We start from the raw sequence: 13,997 nt of genomic DNA, 5'->3' as shown, positions 1-13,997 counted from the left end.
TTACACCTTTTTTAAATTTAGAAAGAGATAGTTTTCATTAACCTTTCCTAGCCATACACTTATTTGTTTCTCGATGACCTTTTGTTTGAAAAAGTAATCAATATTATCTAATGAAAAAGGGTCTGTCTTATAGCAAAATTTACCACCAGCAATTATTCCTTCCTCACGGACTCCTTCTTCATTTATTATTAGCAATGGAAGATCGTTTAACAATCCCATTGTTCCTTCTATGTGACAAAAAGGACTTGTTAAGGCTTGACCAGAAAGGTCTATTTCATCAGGGAAGAAAAAATTAGGATTGGGAGTTCCACCTTTCTTTTTGTATCCTTTTTCAATAAAAATTTGCTTAAAACCTATTATAACCATTCCGTAGCATTGTTTTATCATTCCTTTAAGATAATTCATGGAATCGGTAAGGTCATAATCATCTGCGACCAACGTAATGGTTTCAATATCATGCTTCAGAAGTTCTTCTCGAAATATATCAATAAATTTCTGCTGATTGGTCAAAAAAGGATTTGGTCTACTTAAAAATACCTTGATTTTATTATCATTCGTGATGCTATTGTTATAGTTACTTGCCATGTTTCGAACTCCTTTTTAAGGATAATCTCCAATTATCATTCATTTTTCAACAAACATACTTCAGTTTTGTCCTATAGTTTCATCTAAAATATATTTTATATCTGTTGCATTGTTTCTTCAACAAAGTATAATCTGCTGCTCAAGACTAAAGCCATTCGCATATCAAAGATAAATAAAGAGAAAGTCGCTTTCGCCTTTCTCTTTATATTCTTTCGTATCATTTTTACCGATGGAACTATCTTTATTTCTTAATAATGAAACATTTATTCATCTTCTTTAGATATATCAACAGTTTCTTCCCATTGATATCGTCCCGGTATGTGCCCGAAATCGCTTGTCTTTTGTGTCTTTTCAGAGACATCTATATCCCATCCACCTTTTTTATCATATCCATATTGCCTGCCATCTTCTATTTCGAATTTACTCTTTTCTTCCATTTTTGAGTTCCTTTCTTTTCATCATAAGTAAAGTATAAATCATAGATTTTCTTTTAATGCTCTATAAAACATTTCGGTTTTTGTTAAACTTCTATTTTCAGCGTTTTCAAAAATACCACCATATCTATTTCGGGCATATTTTTCATCAATTTGTTTTTTTGTATCAATATATTTATGAATATCAGACAGTGTTTTTAACCTTGGCCAATAATCAAGAAAATCCGGTAATTTGATATTCTTTTCCAAAAAAGTAGCCGTTGGCATATCTCTTTGTGCTGACATTCCCACTTCAAAAGGAACCCATTGTGATTTATATGTATTAGGTGACATTACCACAATAATATCTGTACAGCTATTAAGATTTTCCTTAATATGATCCGTAAGTGCTTTACCATCCTCTGTAATATCGTCTAATACATCTAAATAAAAAGGGACATTACATTTTGATAGTTCCACAGATATGTTATTCGCTATATTTGAGTCTTCCTGTTTATGAGATATAAACACTTTCATAATCACCGTCTCCCCCCAATAAGCATCTTTAAGTTATCCCAACTCCATGTATATATTTTATCAGTCTCTCTTGCTCCAACAGGTTTTGTTGCACCGTTGCTTCTTCCATGCAAAAGAAAATATGGAGTACCCTCTTCTTGCGCGATTTTTATCTCTGCGCTTACTCCTGATGCAGATTTCATATATAACCCACAAATAACTACCACAACATCACAACCTCGAATACGTCGCCTTGCTGACGACTTCCAATCATTTGAAATTGCTTCTTTAATTGACATATCCACAATCTCGAATGGCGAATCTGGATTTTTAGATTGCCCCACTAGCATAGCCTTAAGATCTGAATCGTGATCGTAGTCAAAACTAATAAAAACTCTTTTTTTCATGAACATTACCTCCCTATGAAAACATATACTCCAAAAATAATATATAAAATTCCAAAAACAACAGGAATCTTCTTCTCCAAATGTGAAATAGGCCAATATTTCGCTCTATCCTCACCATATCTAAGTTTTTCCCATTCATAAGAATACATATTAAAAGGCAAGAACTGCTCCATCTCATGAATCACCTCATATTTTCCAGCATTAAGGAGCTTATAACTCTGCAGTAAATAATACCAAACATAAGACATAATCACGCCTAAAATAACAATGATATACCAATATTTCTGCACGCTAAATCCATTAACGCCAACAATCCCCAGAAGCACAGTATGAAGTCCAATAAAAAATGTATTAACATTATTGCGTCGTTCACTGACCTTATCTGCCATCTCAACATAAAGCTTATATTGTTCAAGAATAGCATTGGAATCATCATTTATTGTTTTGTTCTTTAGCTCCATTTTGTCACCTCATCCGAAATAATTATTTTATCTATGTAGCGTTGTGCGTATTATTTTTTTAATATTCTACTACAGTTCATTTTTGATCATCAATCTGCATCCGCACGAACGGTCATATAGCTTTCCTAACGTTTTATGTTTTTTATCTGATAAAAAATATCCTAAATTCTTTCCGATATGCCTCAGATAAACATCTTTACAGCAACATAGCCAAGCCGAAAATTCAGCTTGACTATTATGAACTTGATTCAAGTATCCATCTTCAAGTAATACGCAATATTATTTTCTTTATCATATACACATAAGGAAGCATTTTTAATGGTTTTTGTATTTGGATTATGATTTACGAATTTGTAATTTTCCTCTTCTATATTAGGGAAATCCACATAAACTGATGTACTAGTTATAAAAGCCTGTATTTCTTCCGGCAAATGCAACAAGTCCCATTTTTTACATCTTCACACTTAACGGATCCAAAATCAAATTTTGTACATAGAAATGCCTTCATAGCTATTATATATTGTAAAGTCTTTGCTATTGATATCTAACTCAAATTCCATTATAAATTGCTTTTCGATACCATTTTGTTTTTGACCACATGAAGTGCGATAAAGTCAAAACCATACAGATTCTCAAATGCATTTCCCTACAAGCGGTCATATTCACCTTCAAACGGTATTAAAAAAGGAGTTGGCTTGCATTATACCAACTCCTTTTAACCTATTTCATTTTCACTGATAAAAGCTCATATGAATGAGGCTCTGATATTACATTACCCTCTTGAATCATAACACGAAATTCCACAGTTTCCCCTGGATAAATGTTACTATTATAATTACTATTCACAACTTCATAATAACCATCATCTGTTGAATTGATTTCCGCTCCCCATATATTACTTATAGTCTGATCAAATTCAAATTCTAGCATCCAATCTTCAATTATTTCATTTGAAAGGTTTTCTATACTAATTACGCTTATATACCCTGAATCCCATTCATTTTCCACAATATAGTTAATTTTGTATTCAGATTCACTTGACGAGTAATAATTTGTAAATGAATAAGCGCTTGGAATATCAATTTCGCCAACCTTTGTTGCAATATATCCAATGGATACTTGATCCCCTGGATATATATTTTTATTATATCCTTTATTCTTAATCCTTACTTCCTCACCATTTATCAGATAGTCACCATTCCATATATTGACTATCTGATCATCCATTTTATATACAATTTCCCAATCACGCATTGTATAATCAGACGTATTAGTCATATTGATTTTTACTTGATACTTGTCATCATATTCATCTTCTATTATATATTTGACAAGCATTCTTCCGTTATCGAATAAGTACTCGTCATTTTTATTTATTTCGCAAAATGTACCTAAGATCATTTTGTCCGCATTCATTATCGAATTATAAACATCTAATTCACCATCTCCATAAAAAATATCCTTGCCCTCATCCCCCAAATCATTTGCGCTTTCTCTGATAATTCTATCAACATCTTCATTTGTATAATATTTGTATTTTTGCTTACAATATGAAACAATGTCAGCAATCCCTCCTGTCGCTATTGCTGTTGACAGACTTGTCCCATATGAAAAACTGTATCCTTGGGGAACGCCAATCTGCTCCAATCCGTTATCGAAATATGTCGGATAAAGAACATATATGCACTTATTAAGATCAAGCATTCCATCAGTAAAAACTACATTCCCACCAGGTGCACACAAATCTATACACGTACCATTATTACTATAACTAGCCATAGAATGATCACTAAGAGCAGAAATTGTATATACTCCATGAATTCCCCCTGGCAAATGCACAATATCTGAGGCAGCTTTATAATTATCTAAATTTATGCCATAATTTCCAGCAGAAGCTACTACAATGACATTTCTATTTTGAGCATATCGAATAACTCTTTTGTATGCATTTATTATCAATTTTTCGCTTGATTCGGAAAGGCATTTATACGTCCCTAAACTAATATTTATTATATCATTACCATCGTTAACCGCATCTATTATTGCTTTTATCGCCCATATTGATTCGCCGGTAGAATCCCCTAATACTTTGTAAGGTGTTATCTCCACTTTTGGAGCCATCTGACAAATTAGCCCGGCCATCATAGTCCCATGCGTATTATAATCATAAAGAGTTTGATCCCCTTCAACATATGACTTCGCATTATCCCAATTAATTCTATTTTTTATATATGGATGATTCCCATCTACCCCACTATCAATCAGAGCGACCTTAACACCATCACCTTCTGTATATGAAAACGATTTCCTTTCACCTGTTATTTCATCTATATGCCATGACAAACGTTCGAACAAAGAAAAATCTTCATTTTCACACATTATCTTCTCATTTATTTTATCATCTTCTCCAACTAAATCCGTGACATAATTATTTGTTGCATTAATTTCTGGCAACTCCCCAACCAACTCTACACATGTTTTTATATTTGCTCCTTCTATTAGTTCCGATTCGCTCATTTCCCCATTATATTCCAAATGCAAAAGATTTATCTCTTTGCATTCATCTATATGAAGAGTAGAATTGAATTCTAAGAGCTTATCCTTTACTTCATCTATAGTAACATCATCATTCAGAAGCAAATCAATTTTTTCATTAGATTCACATGCCATAACATCCATGTTTGCATATGCACCAATTGTCAAAATAATAAACATTTGTACTACTAAAAACTTAACACATTGTAAAAACAATCTCATCCTTACCTCCAACATCATACTTATGTATTATTTTATCCGTTTGCATTATATAATCTTGCATAATAGCCATTTTGCTTCAATAGTTCATCATGCCTTCCAATCTCTACAATTCGACCTTTATCCATAACTATTATTTTGTCAAACTTCTCTATGGTAGATAGCCTATGTGCTGCAACTACCATTGTTATGTTCATTTTGATCAAATTTTCCATTACTATTTTTTCAGATTCATTATCCAATGCACTTGTAGGCTCATCTAAAAAAATAGCTTTAGGATCTGATACAATTGTTCTGGCAATGGCCACTCTTTGCCTTTGTCCTCCGGAAAGATTTTGACCACCTTCAGAAATCATTGTGTCTAACCCCAAAGGAAAGCTGTACACTAACTCATCCAACTTTGATGCTTTTATACTGTAAGATATCTTCTCGTCTGTATAGTCACGTCCCATGCAGATATTATCTCTAAAGGATCCGTTAAACAGCATACTCTCTTGTAAAACAATACCAATTTTTTCACGCATATTATATATATCAAGGTCACGAATGTCTTTTTTATCATATAAGATTGTACCGGAAGTAGGCTGATATAAACCTGACATAACTTTTAATAATGTTGATTTTCCCGAGCCACTCTCTCCTACTATAGCTATTTTCTGTCCAGATTTTATCCTAAGCGATATATCACTAACAGCAAACGGTGAAAAAGAACTATATTTATACGAAATATTATTCAGCTCTATTTCGCCCGAATAGTTGTCTATTTTTTTATCTCCTGTAAAAGACGCTTCATCCGGTGTATCTAGGATATCAACCAATCGATCAATATATAACTTGACCATTAACAATTGAGCATAGGAGTTCATTATCGTTAAAATAGGTCTAATAAATGATTGTCCGATTGTACAAAAAGCAATAATCCCCCTAATGTAACCTCTTCTTTACTGACTAAAAAATATCCAACCAATATAATTAATAATGGATAAAATGAATATATTGACTGGGACAGATTGGAAAATACCGAATTACAATTCGCTCTACTCTTTTCATATTCCACTTGCTTATCAAAATTTTCTTTCCACTTATTAAATATATTTTTTTGCGAATTTGTTGACTTAATTGTAAATACATTATTTATTAATTCATTAACGAGATCTTGGGATTTGGTTACTACTACAATCTCATTTTGCTGAATCTTATAGTTGACTTTTGCATTTGCAAATGATGATATACATAATATCCCCGCAATTATCAATGTTACAAGCGACAACTTAGGACTATATAGAATCATGGCGAATAAATAGATAAAAAAGAAAAACAAATCTATCGCAAGTTCCATCATCTGATCAACCAATATTTGTCTGATATATGAATTTGAATTTATCCTATATATTATTTCTCCTTTACTTCTGTTCACAAAATATGAATAAGGTAAATGTAACAATCTTTCTATAGTGTCACCCAAAAAGCCTTTATCAAAGGATGTCTGCATAATTGTTATAACTCTTGTTCTGACAAAGTTGGAAAAAAAATAACAAATGAAAACCAGAAACACCGATAGAACTATAACTCTTGGGTTGAAACTATCTGTTCCTTCAAAGCTATCAATCACTTGCTGTGTAATATAGGGGATTGCTAGGCTTAAAACCTGAACAATCATTGATATTAACAGAGTCGCAAATAATAGTCCCTTATTTCTTCTTATATTATTTTTTATTACATAGTGCAGTCTTGGAATCTGTATTTTTCTATGCCTACCGTTTAATACGTATAATGCAATTTGGGAATAATTACTTTGAAATTCCTGTCTGCCAATTGTCTTTCTACCATTTGAAGGGTCGATAATAACTACCTTTTCGCGAGTTATCTTTTCTACAATAATAAAATGTCTCTTCTTCCAAAATGCTATAAAAGGAACCGGTAAAGTCTCCACATCCAATCCATCCGTTTTTACCGCCCTTGAATCAACGCCATTTTCACTCAAAACTGTTTTTAACTGTAATAGGTTATACCCTCCATTTGGGACACCATATTTTTCCCTTAAATATGTAAGCTTTGTTTTTTTTGCAAAAAAATCTATAATCATAGCCGCACATGCCAAGCCACATTCAGAATGCTCACATTGCTGCTGAAATCTCACTTTCAACGTAACAACCTCCAGTATTCTTTTTTTCTAAGTAATCACTGAATGTTTGATAATTCAACATTCCCATATTCTTCCAATAATTATATTCACCAGGATCAATACCGAGTTTTGTTTTATATTCACGCTGCAACTTAATTACTTGCTTCATTCTGTCAAATACTTTTTCTATGTCTTTATTTGATTGAGGCGGTAACTCTGCATATTCTTTAATTCGTTCAGAAATCTGCGATGCAACTTCATCAAGCCATTCTTCATTGTTTATTTGATTTGGAATAACCGCAGCATTTGAAGTAGCAATTATATTTCCACCCATTCCAGTTATTATCTCTCCCAGTGCTTTAATTACAGTCTTATTCCCATTACTATTACATGTACTCAAAATTACTGTTGGTTTACCTTGTAACCTTAATGTGTGCGCCCACCATGAGCATTTATCAAGTATCAATTTCAAATCTGCTGTAAAATAATGCAAGTAAACAGGTGACGCAATAACAAATACATCTGATTTCAGTATTTTATTTTGAAGATTAATTAGTTCATCATTCGCTACACATTTGCATTTGCTAAAGCAAGTGTTACATCCAATGCATGGTTCAATCCTATAGTCCTGAGGAAATGCATATTCCATTACATAACTATTACCCATCCTTTCCTCAATTGATTTAACAAATTTATAGGTATTTCCATTCTTTTGTCTGCTTCCAATTAATACAAATATTTGCTTCACTACTCATTTACCTCACCATGTATAGTTCTAATCAACCTTTACTGTTTTCTATGTATTGAATATCGGATTAAAGAATTGCTTTATTTTTCAATAAAGCAATTCTTTATTATCCAAAATACTATTTATATTTTCCTGTATTTCTTAGCACTTTATCGCTGAAAGTACCGCACTTCCAATTGCAGATAATGAACCAGATATAGCAACAGCGCAATTATTTGAAGACTGCTGTGCCGCTGCTACTGTAAGAGCTACGCAGGCAGGTGATGTAGTAAACTCTGCGCCAAGATCCCCCGATCCCTGTACCATTGTCATCTCTGCAACGCTCATATCCTCAAAAGTTTCTCCAACAATTCTGTTCATATTTTCCTGTGTCATAAATAAATCCTCCATAGTTATTTTTAACATGTTCCTTTAATTGTTTTTACAACCTGTATTGCCCCTGCCGCGGAACCAACAGCAGCAGACACCGCAAGAAGTGTTGCAATCACAGATTCTCCCTCAAGATCTCCTGATCCCTGTACCATTGCCATTTCAGCAATGCTCATGTCTTCAAAAGAATCTCCAACGATATTTTTCATATCAACACTAGACATCATTTTTCTCCTTTCTCACATTTTTATTTCAAAATCAAAAAAGAACTGTACACATTCTTAATTGACTTCAAGCAAGAGAACATTATCAATGTGTTTTGCTAAATACATATACATCCATGCTATCCCAACATATCCGTCAAATAAGCCTTTAGACGTAATTCCTGCAATATGCGGCAAATCATATCCTTCATATAAGGACTTCGAATATATATCTGACAACCATTCTTCCATCTTCTTTAGCCATTTACTTTCTCCTGAGTATTCATATATCATTTTCATGGTAGTAATAACACTTCCGTTTCCATGGCATAATGTATCATTACTAACAGTTTTATCTAAAAGTTTTTCGAATTTTTCAATAAGACCAGCAATTTCACTATCATCAACACATTTTTCCTCAATTTTTCGAAGCGCCAACCTAGCCTGAATCATTCCGGACAATCCCCAACACCATTTATAGTTGTCCTTATTTTTTACACTTATCTGCATTTCTTTTTTTAGCATTTTCTTTGCCAATTCGTTTGATATAACCTTAGAAGAGAATAAGCCATAAACAATTCCACTGATACCATGTGCAATCCCTGCTTTATTAAATACATCTGGATTCTTGATGCGTTTTAGCAACTCTCTTCCAAATTTATCTATTAGAGTCCTATCCACATATTCGTCTCCAAGCACTTCTTCCATCAGCACAAACAACCTTAAAATGCCTGCTAATCCAGAAATATAATCATTACCCTTTATTCCCGTTATATCTTCATCACTTAATCCTCTTAGTTTCTCTGAAGAAAATCTAATAAAATCTTCATTCTCAATTGTACCAAGGTATCTTTTTTCAAGAATCATTGGATAAATCGGGGATAGCCAACCAGTAAATGCACTTTCAAACATGGTGTTCTTCGTTTGTTCTATAGCTGTATTAATTGTTTCTTTATACTTCCCTAAATAAAGGCCATCCCCAGTACATATATACATTTGCAAAAACAGAATGGCCACACCACTTAATCCACCATACAATGAGGCATCCATTGGTATCAGCTTCCATTTCTTTTCAGAGTCACAATCAAGATTAATAAATGAACACCTATCTTTTCTGATATATTGTTCTGACGATAACTGATGTATTATTTTTTCAGCCTGCCTAAAACAATCCACCTTACGAGTATTCTTTAATAAGCATCTTCTTGCGACCTTCATATTTAAATATGGATTTGGAATATCTAATGCCAATAATAGAATTCCTTGCTGTCTCAAAATCTCTTCTTCAGTTAACGATGATATTTTCTCAACAGCTAAATCATAGCCAGATTTATTATGATAATCTTTATATATATTTCCTTGACTATCTATTAAATCTCTTGAATCAACATAAGAGAAAAAAATCGGAATATCATTGAAAAGCATATCTCCTATCTCGCTCTTAACAATACGTTTATCCCGGTACGGATATGCCCACACATTCATCATCAGTCTTTCTCTATACTTCATTTTCCGATTATAATTAGGATGGTTCGCATATCTTATCATTGATGCATATTTTTCAGTCGATTTAGCGAGAAAACGAATTTTATTCCCCTTAAAGATACTGATCTTCTCAATACATTCAGCTTTGTTACAAAAAACAAACTCTATAAATTCTGTAAAACCCTCATAAATGTAAAAGTTGTACCTTTTAACATCTGCTTCACTTTTCTCACCGATTTGAGGAATATTTTTTCCACCAAGAAATTTACTGGCTTCTTTCTCATAATGAAAATCTGAAGTATTAACATTCTTCGGAACAAGAATTTTAGTTTCAACTTCTGTCTCTCTCCCATTTAAAGCACTAAGATCTACTGTATCTGACAATCCTATATGTGCCTGTCTTGGAAGAAGAAAAGAATTAGCAACAGACTTTGTTTCAAGATAATTGAAGAGGTCCCAAAATACCGAATCTCCTTCTACTTGCGTTTCTGCCTGAAACAGTGTCTCCAAGTCAATAATTATAGGATATTCACCACATGCAATAACATTTTCCAAATGTAAATCATTAATATTTAGCAAGTAACATATTGCTATTAAATAACCGAATCTAGTATAAAATCTCTCTATCTGCTCCTCACTTGTGCAATACGCCGATTCTATGAATTCGTTATAGCAATAGTCTTTCCTATATATTCCCTTGGGAATGATTACATCCAAAAGCCCTGACTTTTCGCTACACCACCTAGTAAATTCTTCAAATGCCAAACTGATATCTAAATTTTTAGGTTTATATACCAGTTTCTTTCCATCAAATATCAACACAGAAACAGAATTACCTCCTCCATGCGAATCACCCGAAGAAAGCTTTATATCAGTAAGGCTTAAATCTTTTTTATTTAAAAATCTGCATATTTCCTCATAATCTTTATCTATTCTTTTTAACAATTCCGAATAATTCTTTACAAAAAAATTCGTTCTAATCGTTGCAACTCTTGCTGCAACAGGATACTCTGCATAGAATTCATAGAATTTTTCTTTAGAATAAAAGCTTTTTTCCAAGAACTCCTCAAACTGCTCATTTTGGTTTTCGGAAGCAAACGAATATGCATCTTTGAACGTAGCCAGCTTTACAGCTACCAGCTTTCCAACAACGTTAAACATTTCTATCGCATGAGAAGTAATAAACGCCTCAATTACATTTTCTGCAACTGTTAGTTTTGTTAATTCAGAAACAACACTCTTCACCTTTTGGCTAAAATATTTGCAAAATGGCAATGTGACATGGTTTACACCTGCTTTATAATCGATGTTTTCATAATCAAACTCTTCCAAAATTGAACAGAAGAGGTTATACCACTCATCGCCTTCCATATATTCATCATCAAGATTTTGTACAGAATATGCGAATTGTTCCTTTGTCATATTGCACAGGGATAACATTTCAGAAAAATATTTATCCGATAAAAGTGTTTTAGCCTTTCTCCATTCAGCCAATTCAGCATAATCAACTTGTTTTTCAGCAGTATAGTACTTGCTTTTCTCCTGAATCGTTCTTGCATTGTCAATGATCACATTCATGACTAATTCCCTTCACATCTATTTTTGTAATCAATCTTATTTACATTACATATATTATCAATTTAGTTCTTACCATTAGCGTAATTCGGAGTAAACATAATAAAAAAAGGAACTAACTGCATTTTGTTTACAATTAATTCCTTTTTTATAACTATAATCTTTATCATTTTCCAACAAATACAATAAGCATATCGTATTCATCATGTTCTCGTCTTAACGATGTAGCTTAAATATGTTTTGTTGAAGTCTTTATATTTTAGTCTGCTAATTGTAAGTTTATCTCCGGTGCTCAAAGTAACTTCATCATGATTATACGATTCAACCTGAGCTAGATTTATAAGAAAAGATTTGTAGCATCTGTAAAATTTGTGAGCAGACAGACGTCCCTCAATTGCTCCAAGTGTTTCATGACATTCCATTTCCTGTCGGCCATCACAAAAATGTAAAATACAATTTTTACCCATGCCTTCAATGTAGGATATAATACTTTCCTTAAAAAAATAGTTTTCTCCATCTAACCTTATTTTTAATACATTATCTGCTTCTATGTCTTTTATAAAAGCGTTTAGAACATCAAAAAACTTCTTCTTGTCAATAGGTTTTGTCAGGAAGCGAAATGTACCCACCTCAAATGTATCAAATACAATTGATGGATAACTTGTAACGAAAACTAACGCTGAATTCTTATCATATAATCGTATCTTCTTGGCAATCTCAATCCCATTATCACCATTGTTTTCAAATTCATAATCCATAAAAATCAGATCATACTTCTCATTGGAATCAATCAACTTTTCTCCAGAATCGTACTCATTAATCGTGTATTCAATGTTCTTTTTAAGAGAATACTCCAAAATTCTCTTTTTAATATCTCCACGTATAAATTTAGAATCATCACATATTGCTATTTTAATCATCATCTTCTCTCCAAATCTTATGAGCAAAAAATAAACACTTTTGATTCCGTAGTTACATATGTATAATTGTTGTCATAATTATGCCAAATCAACAATAAATTATCAATCATTGCCACAGTATTTAGCTATTCCTTCCAGTAAATTACTGAATTATCCTTAGTGTGCGAATTTATCACTTTTTTCTACCATAACAATAGCTGTAACAATATTTATTGAGTATAAGTTCATCGTTCATCTATGCATCCGGTACATGCAATTGCCCTCTCTTTCAGTACACTCATGATGTTATGGTCTATTTTGATTAAATGCGGATTTTCTCAAATAACTATTGACATATAACTATTCTTGTGTTAGCATGAAATTACCTTCATGTGAAGTACGCTTCATGTGAACGATGTTTCATGTACATGATGAACTACTATACTCAAGGAGGTCTAATGAAAAATCAAATAAAAGAGCTTCGAAATGCCAAAAACATGACACAAGTTGAACTGGCTAATCTAGTCGATGTGTCATCAAGAACTATTATTTCTCTTGAGAATGGTAAATACAATCCATCTTTAGTTCTTGCCTACAAAATCGCTAAGATATTTGATGTAACAATTGAACAACTTTATTATTTGGACAAAGTTATTGAAATGGAGGCTATCAAACAATGAGCAATCAACTTCTTTTTCTTATTCTTACTATTTTGGCTTTAGTCTTTACTCTAGGAATGTACATCTACAGAGCTGTAAAGCAGGTCAAATATAAAGATGATGAACGTTGGAAAAATGTTCTTCTTCACGCTAAAAGAATTGCTGAAATATCAAATTGGGGGCTGATTATCGCTATATTCATATGCATGATAATCCCATCTATTCAAGAATACCCTATCATGCTAAAAAGAGTCGCCCTTTTGGGGCTTCTATATTTTGGCTTGCATAACCTCATGGAATGGGTTGGAATTATTTATTTTGACCACAAGCTTTGATAAACAATATCCAGCAAAGAATAAAGCATATTTAACATAAAAAACTAGGATTAAATTGTTGAAAAAAACAACTTGGTTCTATTTTTCGAATACTTTAAACCACCCTAATAGATACCCACCTCCGTCCTCCATATATTAACGGATAGATGGACTGGAGAAGATTTGAGAATAATAGTTCACAGATTATTAACAGTACACGGTATCAATGTGGTCAAATTTAGCTGTAAATCCGCATAAACACTGGATTTAACACATCTTAACATTTAAGAAAACGTGCCTAACTCCTTAATCTATATGCCTCAACAAATTGTTAATAATCTATCAACGCCCGAAATCCTTTATTTTTCGGGCGTTTTTTAATTAAAATTTTCGTAATTATTTTATAAAAGGGGTTGACAAAATCCAAAATTTGCCGCTTCGCGGCCTTAAAAAAAGGGATCTGTTTCCGTTCGCATCCGGAACA

15 protein-coding genes are annotated in these 13,997 nt (G+C 32.6%); 2 read left to right on the top strand and 13 right to left on the bottom strand.

What is annotated here, in order from left to right; translation table 11 throughout:
- The 13 genes from WAA20_RS06295 to WAA20_RS06235 form a co-directional block, all read right to left on the bottom strand.
- A complete protein-coding gene (locus WAA20_RS06295; protein ID WP_073384754.1) occupies nt 1–585 on the bottom strand; it encodes a hypothetical protein in 585 nt (194 codons plus the stop codon).
- A 263-nt stretch (nt 586–848) separates the two neighbouring features.
- Nucleotides 849–1,022, bottom strand: a complete 174-nt coding sequence (locus tag WAA20_RS06290; RefSeq protein WP_167562631.1) for a hypothetical protein — start codon at nt 1,020–1,022, stop codon at nt 849–851.
- A 39-nt stretch (nt 1,023–1,061) separates the two neighbouring features.
- Nucleotides 1,062–1,535: a toll/interleukin-1 receptor domain-containing protein gene (locus WAA20_RS06285; RefSeq protein ID WP_073384755.1), complete on the bottom strand. Its 474-nt coding sequence runs from the start codon at nt 1,533–1,535 to the stop codon at nt 1,062–1,064.
- Between the two features lie 2 nt (nt 1,536–1,537).
- Nucleotides 1,538–1,921 (bottom strand): TIR domain-containing protein, encoded by a 384-nt coding sequence (locus WAA20_RS06280; RefSeq protein ID WP_073384756.1) that lies wholly within the window; start codon nt 1,919–1,921, stop codon nt 1,538–1,540.
- A gap of 5 nt (nt 1,922–1,926) precedes the next feature.
- On the bottom strand, nt 1,927–2,382 hold the full coding sequence (locus WAA20_RS06275) for a hypothetical protein (RefSeq protein WP_073384757.1): 456 nt from the start codon (nt 2,380–2,382) through the stop codon (nt 1,927–1,929).
- 720 nt (nt 2,383–3,102) lie between these two features.
- Nucleotides 3,103–5,139 (bottom strand): S8 family serine peptidase, encoded by a 2,037-nt coding sequence (locus WAA20_RS06270; RefSeq protein ID WP_073384758.1) that lies wholly within the window; start codon nt 5,137–5,139, stop codon nt 3,103–3,105.
- Between the two features lie 32 nt (nt 5,140–5,171).
- Nucleotides 5,172–5,978: an ATP-binding cassette domain-containing protein gene (locus WAA20_RS06265; RefSeq protein WP_338802491.1), complete on the bottom strand. Its 807-nt coding sequence runs from the start codon at nt 5,976–5,978 to the stop codon at nt 5,172–5,174.
- A gap of 29 nt (nt 5,979–6,007) precedes the next feature.
- Nucleotides 6,008–7,276 carry a cysteine peptidase family C39 domain-containing protein gene (locus tag WAA20_RS06260; protein ID WP_338802748.1) on the bottom strand — a complete coding sequence of 423 codons (1,269 nt, stop codon included), beginning with the start codon at nt 7,274–7,276 and terminating at the stop codon, nt 6,008–6,010.
- Nucleotides 7,254–8,009 carry a flavodoxin family protein gene (locus WAA20_RS06255; protein ID WP_073384760.1) on the bottom strand — a complete coding sequence of 252 codons (756 nt, stop codon included), beginning with the start codon at nt 8,007–8,009 and terminating at the stop codon, nt 7,254–7,256. Before WAA20_RS06255 ends, WAA20_RS06260 begins: the two co-directional genes overlap by 23 nt.
- Before the next feature lie 141 nt (nt 8,010–8,150).
- Nucleotides 8,151–8,384: a lichenicidin A2 family type 2 lantibiotic gene (locus tag WAA20_RS06250; protein WP_073384761.1), complete on the bottom strand. Its 234-nt coding sequence runs from the start codon at nt 8,382–8,384 to the stop codon at nt 8,151–8,153.
- Nucleotides 8,385–8,407: 23 nt separating this feature from the next.
- On the bottom strand, nt 8,408–8,602 hold the full coding sequence (locus tag WAA20_RS06245) for a lichenicidin A2 family type 2 lantibiotic (RefSeq protein ID WP_073384762.1): 195 nt from the start codon (nt 8,600–8,602) through the stop codon (nt 8,408–8,410).
- A gap of 57 nt (nt 8,603–8,659) precedes the next feature.
- Entirely contained in the window at nt 8,660–11,644 is a 2,985-nt protein-coding gene (lanM, locus tag WAA20_RS06240; protein ID WP_073384763.1) for a type 2 lanthipeptide synthetase LanM, read from the bottom strand.
- A 200-nt stretch (nt 11,645–11,844) separates the two neighbouring features.
- Entirely contained in the window at nt 11,845–12,561 is a 717-nt protein-coding gene (locus tag WAA20_RS06235) for a LytTR family DNA-binding domain-containing protein (protein ID WP_073384764.1), read from the bottom strand.
- Between the two features lie 437 nt (nt 12,562–12,998).
- Here WAA20_RS06235 and WAA20_RS06230 point away from each other — a divergent pair, with 437 nt between their 5' ends.
- Nucleotides 12,999–13,220 (top strand): helix-turn-helix transcriptional regulator, encoded by a 222-nt coding sequence (locus WAA20_RS06230; protein WP_073384765.1) that lies wholly within the window; start codon nt 12,999–13,001, stop codon nt 13,218–13,220.
- Nucleotides 13,217–13,534 (top strand): hypothetical protein, encoded by a 318-nt coding sequence (locus WAA20_RS06225; protein ID WP_073384766.1) that lies wholly within the window; start codon nt 13,217–13,219, stop codon nt 13,532–13,534. The genes WAA20_RS06230 and WAA20_RS06225 overlap by 4 nt, the downstream gene beginning before the upstream one ends.
- The last annotated feature ends 463 nt before the right edge of the window (nt 13,535–13,997 follow it).

Origin of the sequence: Butyrivibrio fibrisolvens (genome assembly GCF_037113525.1) — a bacterium.
Classification (GTDB): Bacteria; Bacillota; Clostridia; order Lachnospirales; family Lachnospiraceae; genus Butyrivibrio; species Butyrivibrio fibrisolvens.
The sequence above is the reverse complement of the archived record's forward strand: the minus strand, read 5'-3'. Positions and strand labels throughout refer to the sequence as shown.

Coding starts and splice junctions, on each gene's coding strand:
- WAA20_RS06280 (WP_073384756.1), bottom strand. CDS start 1,921: ATGAAAAAAAGAGTTTTTATTAGTTTTGACTACGATCACGATTCAGAT.
- WAA20_RS06270 (WP_073384758.1), bottom strand. CDS start 5,139: ATGAGATTGTTTTTACAATGTGTTAAGTTTTTAGTAGTACAAATGTTT.
- WAA20_RS06295 (WP_073384754.1), bottom strand. CDS start 585: ATGGCAAGTAACTATAACAATAGCATCACGAATGATAATAAAATCAAG.
- WAA20_RS06235 (WP_073384764.1), bottom strand. CDS start 12,561: ATGATTAAAATAGCAATATGTGATGATTCTAAATTTATACGTGGAGAT.
- WAA20_RS06225 (WP_073384766.1), top strand. CDS start 13,217: ATGAGCAATCAACTTCTTTTTCTTATTCTTACTATTTTGGCTTTAGTC.
- WAA20_RS06290 (WP_167562631.1), bottom strand. CDS start 1,022: ATGGAAGAAAAGAGTAAATTCGAAATAGAAGATGGCAGGCAATATGGA.
- WAA20_RS06265 (WP_338802491.1), bottom strand. CDS start 5,978: ATGGTCAAGTTATATATTGATCGATTGGTTGATATCCTAGATACACCG.
- WAA20_RS06285 (WP_073384755.1), bottom strand. CDS start 1,535: ATGAAAGTGTTTATATCTCATAAACAGGAAGACTCAAATATAGCGAAT.
- WAA20_RS06275 (WP_073384757.1), bottom strand. CDS start 2,382: ATGGAGCTAAAGAACAAAACAATAAATGATGATTCCAATGCTATTCTT.
- WAA20_RS06230 (WP_073384765.1), top strand. CDS start 12,999: ATGAAAAATCAAATAAAAGAGCTTCGAAATGCCAAAAACATGACACAA.
- WAA20_RS06245 (WP_073384762.1), bottom strand. CDS start 8,602: ATGTCTAGTGTTGATATGAAAAATATCGTTGGAGATTCTTTTGAAGAC.
- WAA20_RS06250 (WP_073384761.1), bottom strand. CDS start 8,384: ATGACACAGGAAAATATGAACAGAATTGTTGGAGAAACTTTTGAGGAT.
- lanM (WP_073384763.1), bottom strand. CDS start 11,644: ATGAATGTGATCATTGACAATGCAAGAACGATTCAGGAGAAAAGCAAG.